The 22,082-nt window shown below is 60.3% G+C and carries 19 protein-coding genes; 12 read left to right on the top strand and 7 right to left on the bottom strand.

Going from position 1 to position 22,082, the window contains the following annotated elements; genetic code table 11:
- Positions 1-11: 11 nt before the first annotated feature.
- On the bottom strand, positions 12-2,462 hold the full coding sequence (locus OSC50_RS22970) for a glycogen/starch/alpha-glucan phosphorylase (protein ID WP_181080295.1): 2,451 nt from the start codon (positions 2,460-2,462) through the stop codon (positions 12-14).
- Positions 2,463-2,690: 228 nt separating this feature from the next.
- Between OSC50_RS22970 and OSC50_RS22975 the strand changes: the two genes are divergently transcribed.
- On the top strand, positions 2,691-3,125 hold the full coding sequence (locus OSC50_RS22975) for a YkgJ family cysteine cluster protein (RefSeq protein ID WP_034095454.1): 435 nt from the start codon (positions 2,691-2,693) through the stop codon (positions 3,123-3,125).
- Between the two features lie 201 nt (positions 3,126-3,326).
- Here OSC50_RS22975 and typA read toward each other — a convergent pair whose 3' ends face one another.
- Together typA and thiI are read right to left on the bottom strand one after the other, a co-directional pair.
- Positions 3,327-5,147 carry a translational GTPase TypA gene (typA, locus tag OSC50_RS22980; RefSeq protein WP_181080294.1) on the bottom strand — a complete coding sequence of 607 codons (1,821 nt, stop codon included), beginning with the start codon at positions 5,145-5,147 and terminating at the stop codon, positions 3,327-3,329.
- A 139-nt stretch (positions 5,148-5,286) separates the two neighbouring features.
- Positions 5,287-6,741, bottom strand: coding sequence for a tRNA uracil 4-sulfurtransferase ThiI (gene thiI / locus OSC50_RS22985; protein WP_266245502.1), 1,455 nt, complete (start codon positions 6,739-6,741; stop codon positions 5,287-5,289).
- Positions 6,742-7,075: 334 nt separating this feature from the next.
- Between thiI and glnA the strand changes: the two genes are divergently transcribed.
- From glnA to ntrC, 5 genes are all read left to right on the top strand, one after another.
- Positions 7,076-8,482, top strand: a complete 1,407-nt coding sequence (gene glnA / locus OSC50_RS22990) for a glutamate--ammonia ligase (protein WP_017529544.1) — start codon at positions 7,076-7,078, stop codon at positions 8,480-8,482.
- A gap of 202 nt (positions 8,483-8,684) precedes the next feature.
- Positions 8,685-9,230 carry a chorismate mutase gene (locus tag OSC50_RS22995; RefSeq protein WP_266245500.1) on the top strand — a complete coding sequence of 182 codons (546 nt, stop codon included), beginning with the start codon at positions 8,685-8,687 and terminating at the stop codon, positions 9,228-9,230.
- 94 nt (positions 9,231-9,324) lie between these two features.
- Positions 9,325-9,750, top strand: a complete 426-nt coding sequence (locus OSC50_RS23000; RefSeq protein WP_266245498.1) for a cupin domain-containing protein — start codon at positions 9,325-9,327, stop codon at positions 9,748-9,750.
- A 290-nt stretch (positions 9,751-10,040) separates the two neighbouring features.
- Complete coding sequence (glnL, locus tag OSC50_RS23005; protein ID WP_181080290.1) at positions 10,041-11,126, top strand: nitrogen regulation protein NR(II); 1,086 nt, start codon at positions 10,041-10,043, stop codon at positions 11,124-11,126.
- Positions 11,123-12,559 carry a nitrogen regulation protein NR(I) gene (gene ntrC, locus OSC50_RS23010; RefSeq protein ID WP_181080289.1) on the top strand — a complete coding sequence of 479 codons (1,437 nt, stop codon included), beginning with the start codon at positions 11,123-11,125 and terminating at the stop codon, positions 12,557-12,559. Before glnL ends, ntrC begins: the two co-directional genes overlap by 4 nt.
- A gap of 375 nt (positions 12,560-12,934) precedes the next feature.
- Here ntrC and OSC50_RS23015 read toward each other — a convergent pair whose 3' ends face one another.
- Positions 12,935-13,375, bottom strand: coding sequence for a hypothetical protein (locus OSC50_RS23015; protein ID WP_266245496.1), 441 nt, complete (start codon positions 13,373-13,375; stop codon positions 12,935-12,937).
- On the opposite strand from OSC50_RS23015, the gene OSC50_RS23020 reads away from it, so the two are divergent.
- A complete protein-coding gene (locus tag OSC50_RS23020) occupies positions 13,374-13,829 on the top strand; it encodes a tRNA (cytidine(34)-2'-O)-methyltransferase (protein WP_181080287.1) in 456 nt (151 codons plus the stop codon). The two genes, OSC50_RS23015 and OSC50_RS23020, sit on opposite strands and share 2 nt — an antisense overlap.
- Positions 13,830-13,942: 113 nt before the next feature.
- On the opposite strand, the gene secB is transcribed toward OSC50_RS23020, so the two are convergent.
- Genes secB through OSC50_RS23035 form a run of 3 tightly spaced genes read right to left on the bottom strand, consistent with a single transcriptional unit; the run spans position 13,943 to position 15,133 of the window.
- On the bottom strand, positions 13,943-14,422 hold the full coding sequence (gene secB / locus OSC50_RS23025) for a protein-export chaperone SecB (protein WP_181080286.1): 480 nt from the start codon (positions 14,420-14,422) through the stop codon (positions 13,943-13,945).
- 41 nt (positions 14,423-14,463) lie between these two features.
- The gene (grxC, locus tag OSC50_RS23030) at positions 14,464-14,718 is read right to left on the bottom strand and encodes a glutaredoxin 3 (protein ID WP_181080285.1); all 255 of its coding nucleotides are present in this window, start codon (positions 14,716-14,718) and stop codon (positions 14,464-14,466) included.
- Between the two features lies 1 nt (position 14,719).
- Positions 14,720-15,133, bottom strand: a complete 414-nt coding sequence (locus OSC50_RS23035) for a rhodanese-like domain-containing protein (protein ID WP_078731164.1) — start codon at positions 15,131-15,133, stop codon at positions 14,720-14,722.
- A gap of 150 nt (positions 15,134-15,283) precedes the next feature.
- Here OSC50_RS23035 and gpmI point away from each other — a divergent pair, with 150 nt between their 5' ends.
- The 5 genes from gpmI to OSC50_RS23060 all read left to right on the top strand — a co-directional run bounded on the left by gpmI (position 15,284) and on the right by OSC50_RS23060 (position 22,080).
- Complete coding sequence (gene gpmI, locus OSC50_RS23040) at positions 15,284-16,810, top strand: 2,3-bisphosphoglycerate-independent phosphoglycerate mutase (RefSeq protein WP_266245491.1); 1,527 nt, start codon at positions 15,284-15,286, stop codon at positions 16,808-16,810.
- A 187-nt stretch (positions 16,811-16,997) separates the two neighbouring features.
- Positions 16,998-18,293 (top strand): murein hydrolase activator EnvC family protein, encoded by a 1,296-nt coding sequence (locus OSC50_RS23045; protein ID WP_181080283.1) that lies wholly within the window; start codon positions 16,998-17,000, stop codon positions 18,291-18,293.
- 31 nt (positions 18,294-18,324) lie between these two features.
- Positions 18,325-19,641, top strand: a complete 1,317-nt coding sequence (locus tag OSC50_RS23050; RefSeq protein WP_181080282.1) for a S41 family peptidase — start codon at positions 18,325-18,327, stop codon at positions 19,639-19,641.
- A 1-nt stretch (position 19,642) separates the two neighbouring features.
- Positions 19,643-20,428, top strand: a complete 786-nt coding sequence (locus OSC50_RS23055) for a divergent polysaccharide deacetylase family protein (protein WP_181080281.1) — start codon at positions 19,643-19,645, stop codon at positions 20,426-20,428.
- A 65-nt stretch (positions 20,429-20,493) separates the two neighbouring features.
- Positions 20,494-22,080, top strand: coding sequence for a serine protease (locus tag OSC50_RS23060; RefSeq protein WP_266245487.1), 1,587 nt, complete (start codon positions 20,494-20,496; stop codon positions 22,078-22,080).
- The last annotated feature ends 2 nt before the right edge of the window (positions 22,081-22,082 follow it).

A 22,082-nucleotide genomic window follows, 5' to 3' on the forward strand; every position in this document is an offset into this window, starting at 1 on the left:
ATTTGCCAGGTTTAGTCGAGCGCTTTCCAGATCTCGGTGGCGTATTCGCGAATGGTCCGGTCCGAAGAGAACCAACCCATCCGCGCGGTGTTGAGCACCGCCGAACGCCACCACGCCTTGGAGTCATGCCAATGCGCTTCGACCCGCGCCTGGGCATCCCAGTAGGAATCGAAGTCGGCACACACCAGGAAACGGTCGTAATCGATCAGACCGTCGATCAAACCGACGTAGCGGCCCGGATCGTCCGGCGAGAACACCCCGCCACGGATCGCCTGCAACACATCGTTGAGACGATGGGACACGGCAATGTCCGGCCCGGCGTGGAATTCACCGGCGTGTTTGCGCGCTTCCACCTGCTGGGCGCTGAGGCCGAAGATAAACATGTGATCGGCGCCCACGCGCTCGTGCATCTCCACGTTGGCGCCGTCCATGGTGCCGATGGTCAGCGCACCGTTGAGGCCGAATTTCATGTTGCTGGTGCCCGAAGCTTCGAAGCCCGCCGTGGAGATCTGCTCCGACAAGTCCGCCGCCGGGATGATGCTTTCCGCCAGGCTGACGTTGTAGTTAGGCAGGAACACCACTTTGAGCAGTCCGCGCACGGTCGGGTCGTTGTTGACGGTGCGGGCGATATCGTTGGTCAACTTGATGATCAGCTTGGCCTGGTGATAACTCGCCGCGGCCTTGCCGGCGAAGATCTTCACGCGCGGCACCCAGTCGGTGCCCGGCTCGGCACGGATCGCCTGGTACAACGCCACGGTGTGCAGCAGGTTGAGCAACTGGCGCTTGTATTCGTGGATGCGCTTGACCTGCACGTCGAACATCGCCGCCGGGTTCACCGAAATGCCCAGGCGCTCGTGGATGATCTCGGCCAGGGCGCGTTTGCTGTGCAGACGCTGCTCGGCGAAAGCTTTACGGAAGGTCTGCTTCTCGGCGAAGGTTTCCAGCTCGCCCAGGCGCGTCTCCATATTGTCGAGAATATCCGGGCCCAACGCGTCTACCAGCATCTGGGTAAGCTTGGGGTTGGCCTGGTACAGCCAGCGGCGGAAGGTGATGCCGTTGGTTTTGTTATTGATACGTTCCGGATACAGCTTGTGCAGCTCGGAGAACACCGTGCTGCGCATCAGTTGGGTGTGCAGGCCGGATACGCCGTTGACGCTGTGGGAACCCAGGAACGCCAGGTTGCCCATGCGCACGCGGCGGCCGTTGTCTTCTTCGATCAGCGACACGGCGCGCAATACGTCGAAATCGTGGATGCCCTTGGCGCGCAGCGAGTCGATGTGCTGGGCGTTGATCAGGTAGATGATCTGCATGTGCCGCGGCAACATGCGCTCCATCAGGCCGACAGGCCAGGTTTCCAGTGCTTCGGGCAGCAGGGTGTGGTTGGTGTACGACAGGGTTTCGACGGTCACGTCCCAAGCGGCTTCCCACGGAATATCGTGCAGGTCGACCAACTGGCGCATCAATTCGGCCACGGCGATGGAAGGGTGGGTGTCGTTGAGCTGGATCGCGGCATGCTCGCCGAGGCTCAGCACCGAGCCGTGCATGTTCTTGTGGCGGCGCAGCAGGTCTTGCAAAGAGGCTGCGACGAAGAAATATTCCTGGCGCAGGCGCAGTTCCTGACCGGCTTCGGTGCTGTCGGCCGGGTAAAGCACACGGGAGATGCTTTCGGCGCGGGCCACCTCGGCGACGGCGCCCAAATGGTCACCGGCGTTGAAGCGCTCCAGGTGCAAGTCTTCGACCGCCCGGGCACGCCACAGACGCAGGGTGTTGACGCTGGCACCGCGCCAGCCCACCACAGGCGTGTCGTAGGCTACTGCGCGTACGGTCTCGGCCGGCGTCCATACCTGAATCATTTTGCCGGAAGCGTCCGGCAGGGTTTCCACCGCACCGCCAAAACCGACCGGGTAAATCACTTCGGCCCGCTCAAACTCCCACGGGTTGCCGAAGTCCAGCCAGCGTTCGGTCTGCTCCTGCTGCCAGCCATCGACAATCGCCTGGCGGAACAGGCCGTGCTCATAACGAATGCCATAACCGTGACCGGCAATCCCCAAGGTCGACATGCTTTCCATAAAGCATGCAGCCAGGCGTCCGAGGCCACCGTTGCCCAACGCCGCATCGGGTTCGAGCAGGCGGATGCGTTCCAGGTCGACGCCCAGTTCGGCCAGCGCATCGCGGGCGATCTCCAGCACGCCGAGGTTGCTCAGACTGTCGTAGAGCAGGCGACCGATCAGGAATTCCAGCGAGAGGTAATACACCCGCTTCTGGCCCTTACGGTAGATGCGCCGGGTATGGTCCATCCAGTGTTCGACCATCTGGTCGCGGGCGGCAAGCGCAATGGCCTCGAACCAGTCGTGGTCGAAGGCATGATCGGGGTCCTTGCCCACCGCGTAGGTGAGTTTGGTCAAGACGGCATCGCGGAACGCGGCTACCTCTGCTTCTCGTGCAAGTGGTTCCTGAGACATCAAATGCGACCTCGGGCGAGATAGAAGGAGTTGCTAGAGCCTAGACGCTCTGACACGCGGTTGCAGGCTCTGGTTCGTCAATTTTTTAACTCATTTACTGTTGACGGGATTAGATGCAGGGGGCGTGCCCAATCCCTGCCGCAAAGGAAAAAGCTGAAAATATTGTTCAAAAAATCATCAATCCCGGTATGATCGCGCGCCCTGCTACCGCCCCATCCTGGAACCCTGATGAAGCCTCAACTGATCGCCGCCGCGGAACTCGACCGTCTCGAAACCTGGCAGAAATATTCCAGCCATATGTGCGGTGGCTGCGTGTCCAGCTGCTGCACGCTGCCGGTTGAGGTGAAGATCAAGGACCTGATCCGCATTGGCATCGTTGATGAGTTCGAACGCGGCGACCCGCCGAAGAACATCGCCAAGCGCTTGCAGAAGGAAGGCATCGTCGAGCGCTACAACAACAAATCCGAGATTTTTACCCTGCAGCGCATGAGCAACAACGATTGCCTGTACCTGGACCGCAAGACGCGCTTCTGCACCATCTACGACAAGCGCCCGGACACCTGCCGTAACCACCCGAAGATCGGGCCGCGGCCGGGGTATTGCGCGTATAAGCCTAAAGAAGTGGTGCGCGAGACTAACTTCAAGACCCTCGATAAGTTCTGATCTGATCGTTCCCACGCTCTGCGTGGGAACGCCTTCCCGGACGCTCCGCGTCCCGACAAGCACGCAAGACCCGAGCCTTGTGCACCTTGCGACGCAGAGCGTCACGGGCTGCATTCCCACGCAGAGCGCGGGAACGATCAGGCATAAAAAAACGCCCCCGGCCTTTCGACCGGGGGCGTTTTTCATTCAGCCTGAGTTAACTCAGTTCTTGGCTTTCTTGGCAGCGCGGGTACGCTCGCCTTCGTCCAGGATCTTCTTACGCAGGCGGATCGACTTCGGCGTGACTTCGCACAGCTCGTCGTCCTGGATGAATTCCAGGGCCTGTTCCAGGGTGAAGCGAACAGGTGGAACCAGGGCGATGGTTTCGTCTTTACCCGAAGCACGCATGTTGTCGAGCTTCTTACCCTTGGTTGGGTTGACGCCCATGTCGTTGTCACGGCTGTTCAGACCAACGATCTGACCGTTGTAGATCTCTTGACCGTGTTCAACGAACAGCTTGCCACGCGCCTGCAGGGTTTCCAGGGAGTAGGTCAGCGCCTTGCCGGTTTCAACCGAAACCAGAACACCGTTCTGACGGCCGGACATGTCGCCGGACTTCATGGTGTCGTAGCGATCGAAGATCGAGGTCAGGATGCCAGCACCGTTGGTCAGGGTCAGGAACTGGTTACGGAAACCGATCAGACCGCGAGCAGGGATGTTGTATTCCAGACGTACACGGCCCTTGCCATCCGGCACCATGTTGGTCAGGTCGCCCTTACGCAGGCCCATCTCTTCCATGACCTTGCCCTGGGATTCTTCAGGGGTGTCGATGGTGACGTTTTCGAACGGTTCCTGCTTCACGCCGTCAACCTGACGGATGATCACTTCCGGACGACCAACACCCATTTCGAAGCCTTCGCGACGCATGGTTTCGATCAGTACCGAGAGGTGCAGCTCACCGCGGCCGGATACCTTGAACTTGTCGGCCGAGTCGCCTTCTTCAACGCGCAGTGCAACGTTGTACAGCAGCTCTTTGTCCAGACGCTCCTTGATGTTACGGGAGGTCACGAACTTGCCTTCTTTACCGCAGAACGGCGAGTCGTTTACCTGGAAGGTCATGGAAACGGTTGGCTCGTCGACGGTCAGAGGCTTCATCGCCTCGACGTTGTCCGGCTGGCACAGGGTGTCGGAGATGAACAGCGAGTCCATACCGCTAACGCATACGATGTCGCCGGCGAAAGCTTCTTCAACGTCGATACGGTGCAGACCGTGGTGACCCATCAGCTTCAGGATACGGCCGTTGCGTTTCTTGCCATCGGCGCCGATAGCCACAACCGGGGTGTTCGGCTTGACGCTGCCGCGGGCAATACGGCCAACGCCGATAACACCCAGGAAGCTGTTGTAGTCCAGTGCCGAGATTTGCATCTGGAACGGACCGTCACGGTCGACTTTCGGCGCAGGTACGTTGTCGACGATCGACTGGTACAGCGGGGTCATGTCTTCGGCCATGTCGTTGTGGTCCAGACCGGCAATGCCGTTCAGGGCCGAGGCGTAGACGACTTTGAAGTCCAGCTGTTCTTCGGTGGCGCCCAGGTTGTCGAACAGGTCGAAGATCTGGTCCAGAACCCAGTCCGGACGCGCGCCTGGACGGTCAACCTTGTTGATGCACACGATCGGACGCAGGCCGGCTTCGAAAGCCTTCTTGGTCACGAAACGGGTTTGCGGCATAGGGCCGTCTTGAGCGTCAACCAGCAGCAGCACGGAGTCGACCATCGACATTACGCGCTCTACTTCGCCGCCGAAGTCGGCGTGGCCCGGGGTGTCCACGATGTTGATGTGGTAGCCGTTCCAGTTGATGGCGGTGTTTTTCGCCAGGATGGTAATACCGCGCTCTTTTTCCTGGTCGTTGGAGTCCATCACGCGCTCGTCGTTGAGCTCGTTGCGCTCCAGGGTGCCGGATTGACGCAGGAGTTTGTCTACCAGGGTGGTCTTACCATGGTCAACGTGAGCAATGATGGCGATGTTACGTAGATTTTCGATCACTTGTGTATCTCGATCAGAGGATTCGGTGTGCTGTCAGGTCGTGGCAGCGATTAACAGTAGAGTCAGGCCTTGCCGTTACAGCTTGACGGCAGAGTCGGGGGGCCGGTGACGCAGGCCACAGGCAAACAGCCCCGGGCTCTTAGCTCGGTCGATAAACGCGCACATTGGCATACCCCTCACTGAGCAAATGGTGAGCATGCAGGCGACTCATGACGCCTTTGTCGCAATACAGCAGGTACTGACGGCTGTTATCCAGTTCCTTGAAACGCGCGTTCAATGCATAGAACGGCAGCGTTTGTACGTCGATGCCAGGAATTTCCAGCGGCTCATCTTCAGCGGCATCCGGATGACGGATGTCGATGACGATCTGGCCGGCAAGGGCTTCGCTGACTTCTTCGATCTGCACATCCTGGCCCAGCTCGTCGATCACGCGATCGATCGGGACCAGCTTGGCGTTCTCGAGCGCACGCTCCAGAATCGCCATGTCGAATTCTTTCTCTTCATGCTCCACGCGGTGACGCTTGGCGTGGGTCTTGGGGTTCACCGAAATGACCCCGCAGTACTCCGGCATATGCTTGGCAAAGGCGGCGGTGCCGATCTGCTCTGCCAGGTCGATGATGTCCTGCTTGTGGCTGGCGATCAGCGGGCGCAGCACCAGCTTCTCGGTGACGCAGTCGATGATCGACAGGTTGGGCAGCGTCTGGCTGGAGACCTGGGAAATCGCTTCGCCGGTCACCAGCGCGTCGATCTGCAATTGATCGGCGATTCGGGACGCAGCGCGCAACATCATACGCTTCAATACTACGCCCATATGACTGTTATCGACTTTGCCGAGAATTTCCCCAAGCACTTCTTCGAACGGTACGCTCACAAATAGCACACGCTGGGAGCTGCCGTACTTCTTCCAGATGTAGTGCGCGACTTCCATCACGCCCAATTCGTGTGCACGCCCGCCCAGATTGAAGAAGCAGAAATGGCTCATCAGGCCGCGGCGCATGATCTGGTAGGCCGCCACCGTGGAATCGAAACCGCCGGACATCAGCACCAGGGTCTGTTCCAAAGCGCCCAGCGGGTAGCCGCCGATGCTGTTGTGCTGGCTATGGATCACGAACAACCGTTGGTCGCGAATTTCCATGCGCACTTCAATTTGCGGCGCTTTCAGGGAAATTCCGGCGGCGCCGCACTCGCGACGCAGCTTGCTGCCGACGTATTTTTCGACATCCATCGAGCTGAACGGATGCTTGCCGGCACGCTTGCAGCGCACCGAAAAAATCTTGCCTTCCAGCGCGCCGCCGTAGTGCCGCTTGCACTTCTCGGTGATGTCGTCGAAGTCGCCCAGCGGGTATTCGTCCACCTGCAGGAAATGCGCGATACCCGGCATGCAGCTCAGGCGCTCGGTCATGTCCTTCAAGGCTTTGGGGTCGGTGACACGGGTTTCCAGCTCGAGGTTGTCCCACACGCCATTCACCACCACAGCCGGGTCCAGATCGCGGAGCACGGCACGGATGTTCTTGGCCAACTGACGGATGAAACGCGTCCGTACCGGTCGGCTCTTGATGGTGATCTCGGGGAAGACTTTAACGATTAATTTCATGGAAACAGCGCGCGCAGGGCCTGCCGAAAAAGGGGGGCGCGGATTATAGCGGAAATCGCTCAAGGTTTAACCAGTTAATATGCACCTCTGCTGTCACGCACCAAAGAAGTGCATTTGATGCAGATGATGCGACATTGCAGTGCGCTGTTTTTGCGGTTTTGTCGCAATGCACCTTTATAGGGGCGTTTTTGGAACAGAAAACCCATGTTGGCGCACTGGCATGCAATTTGCTCTCTTGTGAGGCAGGTTGCCATGGCGGACTATCCGCGCCGGCATCACCCACATTCTAAGGGCTAACTCCACTACCCCAGCCCGAAGCCACCCGGAGGACACTATGTCGAAGTCGGTTCAACTCATCAAAGATCATGACGTCAAATGGATTGATCTGCGCTTCACGGACACCAAAGGCACTCAGCACCACGTGACCATGCCGGCTCGCGATGCGCTGGATGATGCGTTCTTCGAAGAAGGCAAAATGTTCGACGGTTCCTCCATCGCCGGCTGGAAAGGCATCGAAGCCTCCGACATGATCCTGATGCCGGACGACAGCACTGCCGTGCTCGACCCGTTCACCGAAGACCCAACCCTGATCATCGTCTGCGACGTGATCGAACCTTCGACCATGCAAGGCTACGACCGCGACCCACGTGCGATCGCCAAGCGCGCCGAGGAATACCTGAAGTCCACCGGTATCGGCGACACCGTATTCGTAGGCCCGGAGCCAGAGTTCTTCATCTTTGATTCGGTCAAATTCAAATCCGACATCTCCGGCTCGATGTTCAAGATCTTCTCCGAACAGGGTTCGTGGATGTCCGACCAGGACGTGGAAGGTGGCAACAAAGGCCACCGTCCAGGCGTCAAAGGTGGCTACTTCCCGGTCCCGCCGTTCGACCACGATCACGAAATCCGTACCTCCATGTGCAACGCCATGGAAGAAATGGGCCTGGTCATCGAAGTTCACCACCACGAAGTGGCGACTGCCGGCCAGAACGAAATCGGTGTGAAGTTCAACACCCTGGTCGCCAAGGCTGACGAAGTCCAGACCCTGAAGTACTGCGTACACAACGTGGCTGATGCCTACGGCCGTACCGCGACCTTCATGCCTAAGCCGCTGTACGGCGATAACGGTTCGGGTATGCACGTTCACCTGTCCATCGCCAAAGAAGGCAAGAACACCTTCGCCGGCGAAGGTTATGCCGGCCTGTCCGACACCGCCCTGTACTTCATCGGCGGCATCATCAAGCACGGTAAGGCCCTGAACGGCTTCACCAACCCGTCGACCAACTCCTACAAGCGTCTGGTCCCAGGTTTCGAAGCACCGGTCATGCTGGCCTACTCGGCTCGCAACCGTTCCGCCTCGATCCGTATTCCTTACGTGTCCAGCCCACGCGCTCGCCGTATCGAAGCGCGCTTCCCGGACCCGGCAGCCAACCCGTACCTGGCTTTCGCGGCCCTGGTCATGGCCGGCCTGGACGGCATCCAGAACAAGATCCACCCTGGCGACGCCGCCGACAAAAACTTGTACGACCTGCCGCCTGAAGAGGCCAAAGAGATCCCACAAGTGTGCGGCAGCCTGAAAGAAGCCCTGGAAGAGCTGGACAAGGGCCGTGCGTTCCTGACCAAAGGCGGCGTATTCAGCGACGACTTCATCGATGCCTACATCGAGCTGAAAAGCGAAGAAGAAATCAAAGTTCGCACCTTCGTACACCCACTGGAATACGAGCTGTACTACAGCTGCTGATCCGGTAGCGCTGCTTGACGCAGCGTGATGAAAAAGGCCTCCTTCGGGAGGTCTTTTTTTGCCCGCGGATTAAACAGCTCCGTATCTGCAAACCCAATCAGGTGGGAGGGCGCTTGCTCCCGATAGCGGTGGATCAGCTGATACAGGTGCTGACTGACACGCTGCTATCGGGGTTTAGCCCCCTGCCACAAGGAGAACAGCCTTGAAACGTCGACTTGTGTTCGCTTTGTTATTTGTCAGCGCCAGTGCATTCGCTGCACCGCCCAGCCTGGAACCTTTACTCAACAGCATCACCGAACGCCTGGCCATCGCCGACCAGGTCGCCCTGAGCAAATGGGACAGCAAAAAGCCGGTTGAGGATAAACAGCGTGAACAGGACGTGCTCGCCAGCGTCGCAGCCCAGGCACCCAGCTACAAACTCGACCCCGCCGTTGCCGAGCAGTTTTTCGCCGCGCAGATCGAGGCCAACAAACTCGTGCAATACACGCGCCTGTCCGACTGGCAGTTCATGGGCAAGGCCCCGGACCTGCCACGCCCGGACTTGGTGGGTAAAATCCGCCCGCAGTTGGATCAGCTGCAAAAACGCCTCTTGCAGCAATTAGCCGACTTCGCCCCAGAGCGCCACAACCCGCAATGCCCTCAATGGGTGGCCATGGCAATTCACGAGCCGCTGCACGAGCCCTTGATGCAGATAGCGGGAGCCCGCGCCACTGGCGAGCTTTGCCTCCAGGCACCCGTCAGCAAATAAATACGTGGACTACCTCATCCTAGGCAGTTTCCGGCATCTTCCGACTGGAGGCTCACCCTAGCCTGACGGGTCATTCACCACACAGGATGGCCCCATGAAATCCCTCCACGGCTTGATCGCTGCAGCCGCGTGCCTGTCCGCGCTCGGCTGCACCACTTCACAACCGAATACGACCCCCATCAAAACCGAGTTACTGCTGCAAAGCAGCGAGTCATGGGATGGCACGCCTTACACGGCTTACCCTTCGGGCGTCCCACAGCTGACCCTGATACGCCTCAAAATCCCGGCCAATACCCAATTGCCGTGGCACACCCATCCCATTCCCAACGCGGCGTATATCCTCTCCGGCGAATTGCTGGTCGAAGCCCGTAAGAGCGGTGCCACCCGCACATTGCGCCAAGGCGATACGCTGGCCGAAATGGTGGGCATCGAGCATCGCGGCAGTACCGGCGACACGCCGGTCGAACTGCTGGTGTTCTATGCCGGCAGCCCCGGTATACCGCTTTCTCGAACCCACTGACCGTTGTACGCAGCGCAGGATCGTTTACCCCAAACGACCCTGCCTTCACGCTTGCTGAACAAACGCCATCAATTCGCACTATATTGGTGCGACAAGCTGCACCCTACTCAACTCATCAGCCCAATTTGGTTCGAAACTTCACGGCAAAGCTGGCAGAACGCCATAGTTGCGCGCCAAAAACCCCTATTTCAGGGCCTGCGCGCTTCTTTTCGGAGCCTTGGTTTGGTTTTTGCATTTTCTTGGTATCAGCGTGTGCCTCAAGCCCGCGCCTTGCTCCACAAGAGGTCCTGATGACCATCAGCGATGCACTGCACCGTTTGCTACTCGACAACCTGACCACCGCGACCATCCTGCTCAATGACGATCTGCGTCTTGAGTACATGAACCCGGCGGCGGAGATGCTCCTGGCCATCAGCGGCCAGCGCAGCCATGGCCAGTTCATCAGCGAATTGTTCACCGAGTCGGCCGAGGCCTTGAGTTCGTTGCGCCAGGCGGTTGAACAGGCGCATCCCTTCACCAAGCGCGAAGCGATGCTCACAGCCCTTACCGGCCAGACCCTCACCGTCGACTACGCCGTAACCCCGATCCTGAGCAACGGCGCCACCCTGCTGCTGCTTGAAGTACACCCCCGCGATCGCCTGCTGCGCATTACCAAAGAGGAAGCTCAGCTGTCCAAGCAGGAAACCAGCAAGATGCTGGTGCGCGGCCTGGCCCACGAGATCAAGAACCCCCTCGGCGGTATCCGTGGCGCGGCACAGCTGCTGGCCCGCGAGTTGCCGGACGAGAACCTCAAGGACTACACCAACGTCATCATCGAAGAAGCCGACCGCCTGCGTAACCTGGTGGATCGCATGCTCGGCTCCAACAAGTTGCCGTCGCTGGCGCTGACCAACGTGCACGAGGTGCTCGAACGCGTCTGCCAACTGGTGGAGGCCGAAAGCCAAGGCTGCATTACCTTGGTGCGCGACTACGACCCCAGCATCCCCGACGTGTTGATCGACCGCGAGCAGATGATCCAGGCGGTGCTCAATATCGTGCGCAACGCCATGCAGGCCATCAGCAGCCAGAACGAGCTGCGCCTGGGTCGCATCAGCCTGCGCACCCGCGCCCTGCGCCAGTTCACCATCGGCCATGTGCGCCACCGCCTGGTGACCAAGGTCGAGATCATCGACAACGGCCCGGGCATTCCTGCGGAACTGCAGGAAACAATCTTCTTTCCCATGGTCAGCGGCCGCCCGGACGGTACCGGGCTGGGCCTGGCCATTACCCAGAACATCATCAGCCAGCATCAGGGCTTGATCGAATGTGAGAGCCATCCCGGCCACACCACGTTCTCGATCTTTCTGCCACTGGAACAAGGAGCCCCATCGACATGAGCCGTAGTGAAACTGTGTGGATCGTCGATGACGACCGTTCTATCCGCTGGGTCCTGGAGAAAGCCTTGCAACAGGAAGGCATGACCACCCAGAGTTTCGACAGCGCCGACGGCGTGATGAGCCGCCTGGCACGCCAGCAGCCGGACGTGATCATCTCCGACATCCGCATGCCCGGCGCCAGTGGCCTGGACCTGCTGGCGCGGATTCGCGAGCAGCATCCGCGCCTGCCGGTGATCATCATGACCGCGCACTCGGACCTGGACAGCGCTGTCGCCTCCTATCAGGGCGGCGCCTTTGAGTACCTGCCCAAGCCTTTCGATGTGGACGAGGCCGTGGCGCTGGTCAAGCGCGCCAACCAGCACGCCCAGGAGCAGCAGAATCAGGAAGCGCCACCGACTTTGACCCGCACCCCGGAAATCATCGGCGAAGCGCCGGCGATGCAGGAAGTGTTTCGCGCTATCGGGCGTCTGAGCCATTCCAACATCACCGTGTTGATCAACGGCGAGTCGGGTACCGGTAAAGAGTTGGTGGCCCACGCCCTGCACCGCCACAGCCCGCGGGCGGCATCGCCGTTTATCGCGCTGAACATGGCGGCGATCCCCAAGGATCTGATGGAGTCCGAGCTGTTCGGCCATGAGAAAGGCGCCTTCACCGGCGCGGCCAACCTGCGTCGCGGGCGCTTTGAACAGGCCGACGGCGGCACGCTGTTCCTCGACGAAATCGGCGACATGCCGGCCGACACTCAGACCCGCTTGCTGCGCGTACTGGCCGATGGCGAGTTTTACCGCGTCGGCGGGCACACCCCGGTGAAGGTCGATGTACGCATCATCGCCGCCACCCACCAGAACCTGGAAACCCTGGTGCACGCGGGCAAATTCCGTGAAGACTTGTTCCACCGTCTCAACGTGATCCGCATCCATATCCCACGCATGTCGGACCGCCGCGAAGATATCCCGACTCTCGCCCGCCACTTCCTCAGCCGCGCTGCCCTTGAACTGGCCGTCGAGCCGAAGGTGCTCAAAAGCGAAACCGAGGAATACCTGAAGAACCTGCCATGGCCGGGTAACGTACGCCAGCTGGAGAACACCTGCCGCTGGATCACGGTGATGGCGTCCGGGCGCGAAGTGCACATCAGCGACTTGCCGCCGGAGCTGCTGAGCCTGCCGCAGGATTCGGCACCGGTGACCAACTGGGAACAAGCCTTGCGCCAATGGGCCGACCAGGCCCTGGCACGCGGTCAGTCGAACCTGCTGGACAGCGCTGTACCGGCATTCGAGCGGATCATGATCGAGACCGCACTGAAGCACACCGCCGGCCGCCGTCGCGATGCCGCTGTGTTGCTGGGTTGGGGTCGTAATACCCTGACGCGCAAGATCAAGGAACTGGGCATGAAGGTGGATGGTGGGGATGACGATGAGGGCGACGACGCCTGATCTCCAATCTACCTAGGTCTAATGTGGGAAGGGCTCCCACATTTGGACCTTCATAAAGCGTCAGGAGCATGCACCGCTTCAATGCACCATGAACCGGCATCGGGCATGGATCCAAGGCCTGAAACCTCAGAGCCGCGGAGTAAAAATTGAACACCGAAAACATCAAGGCCCCGTATCCCGGGGCCTTGCGCGTTCTGAAGAAGTTTTTTGGCACAACTTAGCCACTCTGGCACGCGCCCTGCAATAACTCTTGTATTACCCAGTTTCGGGGACCTTGGTACAGGCAGGCCGAGAATCCCCTCTTTAATATCGAAGCCTTCGCGGCTTCACCCCGTTTTGGGAGCCCTGGTACAGGCAGGCCGGGAACTCCCTCTTTTATTGCCCTTGGAGATGGACCTCCAGCCGCCAGCGGTCATCGACCTCCTCGCCTTTCCACTCCCCACGCAACGGCCGCGCCGCGACCAGGTTCAGCAGCAAGCCGCCGTCGGTCCTGCGGATGCGCCAATTCACATCCCTGTCGTTGACCTTGACTTGCCCACTGGCAGCCTTGCCCTGGGCGTCAAACAACAACGCCAGCGTACCGTCGATGTGTTCGCCATGCAGTTTGGGTTCACTGTTGAACCACAGCACAACGCCGTCCGCCGCCGTCTCTACCTGCTGCAATTCAACCGGGCCGGGAATGGTCAAGCGGCCGATCATCAGGCCCACCATCAGGCCGACAATCGCCAGCGAGCCCATGACCTTCGGCAATAGCTTCGGTCTTGGGTCCTCTTCGAGGGTAGAATGCAGCCCATCTTTGCCTTCGGAGCCGTGCATGTTTCACGTCATCCTTTTTCAACCAGAAATTCCGCCGAACACCGGCAACGTTATCAGGCTGTGCGCCAACAGTGGCTGCCACCTGCACCTGATCGAGCCGCTGGGCTTCGACATGGACGACAAACGCCTGCGCCGCGCCGGCCTCGATTATCACGAGTACGCAACCCTCAAGCGTCATGCCGACCTCGCCAGCTGCCTGGAAAGCCTAGGCCAGCCGCGCTTGTTCGCGTTCACCACCAAAGGCTCGCGGCCGTTCCACGATGCCAGCTTTGCCGAAGGCGATGCCTTCCTGTTCGGCCCTGAAAGCCGGGGACTGCCCGCCGACGTACTTGACGCACTGCCCGATGGCCATCGCCTGCGCCTGCCGATGCGCGAGGGTTGCCGCAGCCTGAACCTGTCGAACACCGTCGCCGTAGCCGTCTACGAGGGCTGGCGCCAGCTCGGTTTCAAGTAATACACAAACAAATATGGGAGGGGGCTTGCCCCCGATAGCGGTAGGCCAGTCACCTGGATGACGACTGAAACTCCGCTATCGAGGGCAAGCCCCCTCCCACATTGGGTTCGCGCTTACTGAACCGTCGACGAACCTTCCTGTTGCATGCGCTGCAGCTCTTGAGCGTACAGGGCATCGAAGTTCACCGGAGCCAGCATCAGCGCAGGGAACGAGCCACGGGTGACCAGGCTGTCCAGGGTCTCGCGGGCATACGGGAACAGGATGTTCGGGCAGAACGCGCCGAGGGTGTGGCTCATGGACGCTTCGTCCAGGCCCTGGATCAGGAAGATGCCGGCCTGTTGAACTTCAGCGATAAAGGCCACTTCTTCGCCGTTCTTGACGGTAACCGACAGGGTCAGTACCACTTCGTGGAAGTCGCCTTCCAGGGATTTCTGGCGGGTGTTGAGGTCCAGTGCAACGCTGGGGGACCATTCCTGGCGGAAGATTGCCGGGCTTTTCGGCGCTTCGAACGACAGGTCGCGCACATAGATGCGTTGCAGCGAGAATTGCGGGCCTTGGGCTTCTGCTGCTTCAGTGTTCTGTTGATCAGTCATCGCAGATCCTTCTTTATCTTGGGGTCTTTAAGGGTTGGGAGTCAGGCATCCAGCAACGCATCGAGCTTACCGGCGCGCTCCAGGGCAAACAGATCATCGCAGCCACCAACATGCCGGCTACCGATCCAGATCTGCGGCACGGACGTACGCCCCGCTTTCTGGGCCATCTCGGCACGCACCTGGGGTTTGCCGTCGACCTTGATCTCTTCGAAAGCAACGCCCTTCTTCTCGAGCAAGGCCTTGGCCCGCATGCAGTAAGGGCACCAATCGCTGGAATACACGATGACCTGGCTCATATCACTTCACCAGCGGCAGATTATCGGCGCGCCAGCTGCTGATACCGCCCGACAGCTTGGCAGCGGTGAAACCAGTCTTGAGCATCTCGCGGGCGTGAGTGCCGGCGTGCTGACCCTGGGCATCGACCAGAATGATGGTCTTGGCCTTGTGCTTTTCCAGCTCGGGCAGGCGTGCGATCAGCTTGTCCTGCGGAATGTTCAGGGCGCCGACGATATGGCCGGTGGCGAAATCCTTGGCGGGGCGGATATCCACCACGATGGCTTCATCCTTGTTGACCAGCGCGGTCAGTTCCGATGTGCTCAGGCTGCGGCCACCACGGCTCATTTCATGAGCGATCAGCAGCGCCAGCAGAATGACAAAGGCACCCACGAGCAGATAGTGGGCAGTGGCAAATGCAATCAGGTGATCAACCATCAAGGAGGTTCCAGGGCGTTAAAATGGCGGTAAGTATACACAGCCGCCAGGGGGGGCCAACCCCCGTAAAGCGGTGACGTGGTCGGAACTTCGCTTTAAACTGCCACTCCCTTTTCCATTGTCTTCCTTATTAACGCCGCGAGAGGATCTATGACTACTACGCCTAAACCTTTGGTCCTGATAATTCTCGATGGCTTCGGACACAGTGAAAGCCACCACGACAACGCCGTATACGCGGCCGACAAGCCCGTACTGGATCGCCTGAGCGCCACTGTGCCCAACGGCCTGATCTCCGGCTCGGGCATGGACGTGGGCCTGCCGGACGGCCAGATGGGCAACTCGGAAGTCGGCCATATGAATCTGGGCGCCGGACGAGTGGTCTATCAGGACTTTACCCGCGTGACCAAAGCGATCCGCGATGGCGAGTTCTTCGAAAACCCAACCATCTGCGCGGCGGTAGATAAAGCAGTCGCTGCGGGCAAGGCCGTGCACTTCATGGGCCTGCTGTCCGATGGCGGCGTGCACAGCCACCAGGACCATCTGGTCGCCATGGCAGAACTGGCGTTCAAGCGCGGCGCCGACAGGATTTACTTGCATGCCTTCCTTGATGGCCGCGACACGCCGCCCAAAAGCGCACAATCGTCTATCGAGCTGTTGGATGCCACCTTTGCCGCCTTGGGCAAGGGCCGCATCGCCAGCCTGGTGGGCCGCTACTTCGCCATGGACCGCGACAATCGCTGGGATCGCGTGTCCCAGGCCTACAACCTGATTGTCGACGGCCAGGCCGAATTCCACGCCGCCACCGCCCAGGAAGGCCTGGAAGCTGCCTATGCGCGGGGCGAGAGCGATGAATTCGTCAAAGCCACCACCATCGGCGAGCCGGTGAAAGTCGAAGACGGCGACGCCGTGGTGTTCATGAACTTCCGCGCCGACCGCGCCCGCGAGCTGAGCCACGTATTCGTCGACGCCGGCTTCAAAGACTTCGAGCGCGCGCGCCAGCCGAAAGTCGAGTTCGTGATGCTCACCCAATACGCCGCGAACATCCCGGCGCCGTCAGCTTTCGCCCCCGGCAGCCTGGAAAACGTACTGGGTGATTACCTGGCGAAAAACGGCAAGACCCAGCTGCGTATCGCTGAAACCGAGAAATACGCCCACGTGACCTTCTTCTTCTCCGGCGGCCGCGAAGAGCCGTTTCCCGGCGAAGAACGTATCCTGATCCCATCGCCGAAAGTCGCCACCTACGACCTGCAGCCGGAAATGAGCGCGCCGGAAGTCACCGACAAAATCGTCGACGCCATCGAACACCAGCGCTACGACGTGATCGTGGTCAACTACGCCAATGGCGACATGGTCGGCCACAGCGGCAATCTCAAGGCCGCCACCCAGGCCGTCGAATGCCTGGACCGGTGCGTCGGCCGCATTGTCGACGCCCTGGAAAACGTCGGCGGCGAAGCGCTGATCACGGCCGACCACGGCAACTGCGAGCAGATGTCCGACGAATCCACCGGTCAGGCCCACACGGCCCACACCACCGAGCCGGTGCCGTTCATCTATGTGGGCAAGCGCGATTTCAAAGTGCGTGAGGGCGGCGTGCTGGCGGACGTGGCACCGACCATGTTGATGCTGATGGGGTTGGAGAAGCCCAAAGAGATGACTGGCACCTCAATCCTGGTTTGATCTAAACAACCGTGTGGGAGGGGCTTGCCCTCTCCCACATTGGATCTGCGGTGTTTGGTAGATATCTTTTTGCCATACCACCGCCACTCGGCGCCTAACTTGTCCGCGAGCCCGAATTGGGCGTTTTTTTTGCAGCGCTTGGCGGGCATACTAGGCCGTCCCTTTCCCCCTGGTGTCGCCCGCCTCTATGCTTCGCGCCTTGATTACCCTTGCTCTTGTCTGCCTGCTCCAACCGGCGTTTGCCGACGAGCGCGCACAAACCCAACAACAGTTGGACGCTACGCGTCAGGACATTGCCGAGTTGAAGAAACTGCTCGGCAAGCTCCAGGAAGAAAAATCCGGAGTGCAGAAAGACCTGCGCGGTACGGAAACCGAAATGGGCAAGCTGGAGAAGCAAGTCCAAGAGTTGCAAAAAGAACTAAAGAAGAGCGAGTCGGAACTGGAGCGACTCGACGCTGAGAAAAAAAAACTCCAGAGCGCACGCGTTGAACAGCAACGCCTGATCGCGATCCAGGCCCGCGCCGCCTACCAGAGCGGCCGCCAGGAATACTTAAAACTGCTGCTCAACCAGCAGAACCCGGAAAAATTCGCGCGCACCCTGACCTACTACGATTACCTGAGCAAGGCCCGCCTGGAGCAATTGAAAAGCTTCAACGAGACCCTGCGCCAGTTGGCCAATGTGGAACAGGAGATCACTAACCAGCAGTCGCAGCTGGAAGACCAGAAGAGCAGCCTGGACGCCCAGCGCAACGAACTGGACAAGGTTCGCAAGGAACGCCAGTTGGCCTTGGCCAAGCTCAATGACGATGTAAAGGCACGCGACGCCAAGCTGCAGGCCCGTGAACAGGACCAGGCCGACCTGGCGAAAGTACTCAAGACCATCGAAGAAACCCTGGCCCGCCAGGCGCGTGAGGCCGAAGAAGCACGGCAAAAAGCGCTGATCGCCCAGCAGGAAGCGGAAAAAAAGCGCCAGCGCGAGGCCGAGCTGGCCGCCACCTCGGATGCGCCGGCGCCGCGTAAACCGGCGCACGCGGCTCCCGGCCCGCTGGTTTCCAGCGCCGGGGAATCCTTCGGCGGGCCATTTGCTTCGGCACGCGGCAAACTTCCATGGCCGGTTGATGGTCGATTACTGGCACGCTTCGGAGAAACCCGCGGCGACGACACCCGCGCCAAGTGGGATGGTGTAATGATCAGCGCCGCTGCCGGCAGCCAGGTCCACGCCGTCCACGGTGGCCGCGTAGTGTTTGCCGATTGGCTGCGCGGGGCCGGTTTATTGGTGATTCTCGACCACGGGAATGGCTATTTGAGCCTTTACGGCCACAATCAGACATTACTCAAGTCGGCAGGTGATGTTGTAAAAGCCGGTGAATCCATCTCCACTGTCGGTAACAGTGGCGGCCAGGACACCCCGGCGTTGTACTTCGCTATTCGTCAGCAGGGTCGCCCAAGCGATCCCGCACAATGGTGCAGAACCCAAGGATAAGGGTCGCATCTACATTAGGAGTTCGTTCGACATGCTGCATTTGTCCCGCCTCACTTCGCTGGCCCTGACGATCGCCCTGGTGATCGGCGCGCCTCTGGCTTTTGCCGACCAGGCCGCTCCGGCTGCACCCGCCGCCACGGCCGCGACCACCAAGGCGCCGTTGCCGCTGGAAGAGCTGCGCACCTTTGCCGAGGTCATGGACCGCATCAAGGCAGCCTATGTCGAACCCGTAGACGACAAGACCCTGCTGGAAAATGCCATCAAGGGCATGCTCAGCAACCTCGACCCGCACTCCGCGTACCTCGGGCCGGAAGATTTCGCCGAGCTGCAGGAAAGCACCAGCGGTGAGTTCGGCGGTCTGGGCATTGAAGTCGGCGCCGAAGACGGCAACATCAAGGTCGTCTCGCCGATCGACGACACCCCGGCCTCCAAGGCCGGTATCCAGGCCGGCGACTTTATCGTCAAGATCAACGGCCAGCCGACCCGCGGCCAGACCATGACCGAAGCCGTCGACAAGATGCGCGGCAAGATCGGCCAGAAAATCACCCTGACCCTGGTGCGCGACGGCGGCAACCCGTTCGACGTGACGCTGACCCGCGCAACCATCACGGTCAAGAGCGTGAAGAGCCAGTTGCTGGAGTCGGGCTACGGCTATATCCGCATCACGCAGTTCCAGGTCAAGACCGGCGACGAAGTGGCCAAGGCCCTGGCCAAGCTGCGCAAGGACAACGGCAAGAAGCTCAGCGGTATTGTGCTCGACCTGCGCAACAACCCGGGCGGCGTGCTGCAGTCGGCGGTGGAAGTGGTCGACCATTTCATCACCAAGGGCCTGATCGTCTACACCAAGGGCCGCATCGCCAATTCCGAGCTGCGCTTCTCGGCCACCGGCAACGACCTCAGCGAGAACGTGCCGTTGGCCGTGCTGATCAACGGCGGCAGCGCCTCGGCCTCGGAAATCGTCGCCGGTGCCCTGCAGGACCAGAAGCGTGGCGTGCTGATGGGCACCACCAGTTTCGGCAAAGGTTCGGTACAGACCGTGTTGCCGCTGAACAACGAGCGCGCTCTGAAGATCACCACGGCGCTGTACTACACGCCGAACGGGCGTTCGATCCAGGCTCAGGGCATCGTGCCGGACATCGAAGTACGCAAGGCCAGGATCACCAACGAGATCGACAGCGAGTACTACAAAGAGGCCGACCTGCAAGGTCACCTGGGCAATGGCAACGGCGGCGCCGACCAGCCGACCGGCAGCGGCGCCAAAGCCAAGCCGATGCCGCAGGACGACGATTACCAACTGGCCCAGGCGTTGAGCCTGCTCAAGGGCTTGAGCATCACGCGCAGCCGTTGATATGCGTTTTGCCCTGATCATCGCTGTGCTGTGCAGCCTGGCAGGTGTCGCCCACGCGGCCCCTGCCGGCGAGCCCCGCAAAGCCTATCTCACCCTGATCATCGACGACCTTGGGCAAAACCTGCCCAGGGATCGTCGCGTGCTGGCCCTGCCGGGGCCGGTCACCACGGCGATCATGCCCGACACGCCCCATGCCGCCGAATTCGCCCGCGAGGCACACAAGGCCGGCAAGATCGTGATCCTGCACATGCCCATGGACCCAGCCACCGGCCCATTCGCCTGGCACCCCGAACTCCCCATCGAAGAACTCGGCAAACGCCTGGATGCGGCCTTCAATGCGGTGCCCTATACGGCCGGCATCAATAATCATATGGGCAGCCGCATGACCGCCCAGCCACAAGCCATGGCCTGGCTGATGGCAGAGCTGCAACGGCGCAACAAGTTTTTCGTCGACAGCCGCACCAGCGCACAGACCGTGGCCGCCGCCGAGGCGCAGAAAATTGGCCTGGCCCATGTTTCGCGGGATGTATTCCTGGACGACGAACGCACGGAAGCGGCGATTACCACGCAACTGCAAACCGCGATCAAGCTGGCGCACAAACAGGGCTCGGCAGTAATGATCGGGCATCCTTACCCGCAAACCCTCGCGGTGCTGGAGCGCGAGTTGCCCAAGCTCAAGGCCCAAGGCGTTGAGTGGATCGATATCAAATTGATGATCAGCGTGCGCAGCAACCTGGCCATGGCCGGGCATGGCAGGGACGGCACTTACCGCCCGGCCCCTAGATAACTACAGCGTTTCGCGCCCCTCAGTCCTGAATAGTGAGCCTTCGACTCATTCTGTAAGGACACTCTATGAACATCACACACAGGGTTGTTTCAGGGCTGCTGCTCGGCAGTCTCTGCGCCACGCTGCATGCCGCGCCCAAGGATTTCGGCGAAGGCCTGGCCAACGCCAGCCCTGCCCGCCTTCTAACCAACGCCCAGCATCAGCACGACCACTGGAACGGTATCGGCCGAATCAGAAACGAAACCCAGACGCTCTGTACCGCCAGCCTGCTGGACACGCGCACCGAGGACGGCACGTCCGGTCCGGCCTATGTGCTGACCAGCAGTCACTGCCTGCACCGCCTGAACGGCGCGGTGCAACGCGACTTGCCGATCAAGGGCAGCATCAGCTTCAACTACTTCGACGACACCCTCGAAGCCCTCAAGACCTACCCGCTGAAAACCCTGAAATGGGGAAGCAGCCAAGGGGTCGACCTGGCGATTGTCGAGTTGCAGGCTTCACTGGCCGACCTGATCAAGGCCGGCATCCAGCCATTGAAACTGGCGGAAGAAGTGCCTGCCAGTGGCAGTGATATTCTCACCCTGATCGCTCCGGAATGGGACACCCTGCACCTGTCCGCCTGCACGCAACAAACGTCACGCGAACTGGTGGAGCAGCCGTTTGTGTGGCGGGTCACCATGAAGAACCAGTGCCAGGGCGTCGGCGTGGGCAGCTTCGGCGCGCCCTTGCTGGACCGGGCGACCAACCAGCTCTTCGGCATCCTCAGCACCAGCACCACAGGCCAGCCAGAGGAGCGCAAATGCCAGCGCGATGCACCGTGTGAAATCCATGGCGGTACAGCTGTCTGGCACCCCGAGACGAACTACGGCAGCCCGGTGAGCTTCCTCAATCAGTGTTTCGTCGACGGCATGCTGCAGGCCGACAGCGAACACTGCGATCTCTACCCGACCACATCCATCACCTTTCAGAACCCGGAGCCCATCCAGCAGTACTTCATCAAGCCCGCAGATGGCAAAGGCAAAGACATCGTGCCGCGCTGGAACCTGACATTCACCACCAATACTCCGTTCTATCGCTACAAGACCACCCGCCGCGCCATCGACTGCGAAAATCCGGCGCTCTACAGCGTGCCGATCAAAGCGCAAGGCGCCTACGTGAACGACGCCATCGGCCCGCAAACGGGGATGCACATGCTGTGTATTGTCGGGGTCGAGTCCGCAGAACAGCGCGTAACCAACGGCATGATGAGAAACGCCCTGACCCTTGCGGTCGAGCTCGCCGAGCCAGGGCCGGCACGTACGCCGAATGTGACCATCAACCTGGATAAACAAGGCTCGGCGGCCTATACCGTCATCTGGAACCTGGCGCCGCCATTCATGCACCGCTATACCTACAAGTACGGCCCTGCGGCGACCACCGATTGCCTGCGCCCCGTGGGCTATCAGCCCATACCGCCGGCGCCTGCGGCGGCGGATGAAGAGGACGAGATCATCGACCTGGTCTACCCACTCAATGATCACCCCGGCATGGTGCTGGAAAAGTATGCCCAGGTGATCAGCGTCAGAAACACACCGTACAAAATCTGTACCTATGCCTTCGACCAGGCGGACCAGCCGTCTACCCTGCGTGTGGACCTGCTCAAGCCGCGCTGAGG

The sequence above is a fragment of the Pseudomonas quebecensis genome, from assembly GCF_026410085.1.
Lineage (GTDB): Bacteria > Pseudomonadota > Gammaproteobacteria > Pseudomonadales > Pseudomonadaceae > Aquipseudomonas > Aquipseudomonas quebecensis.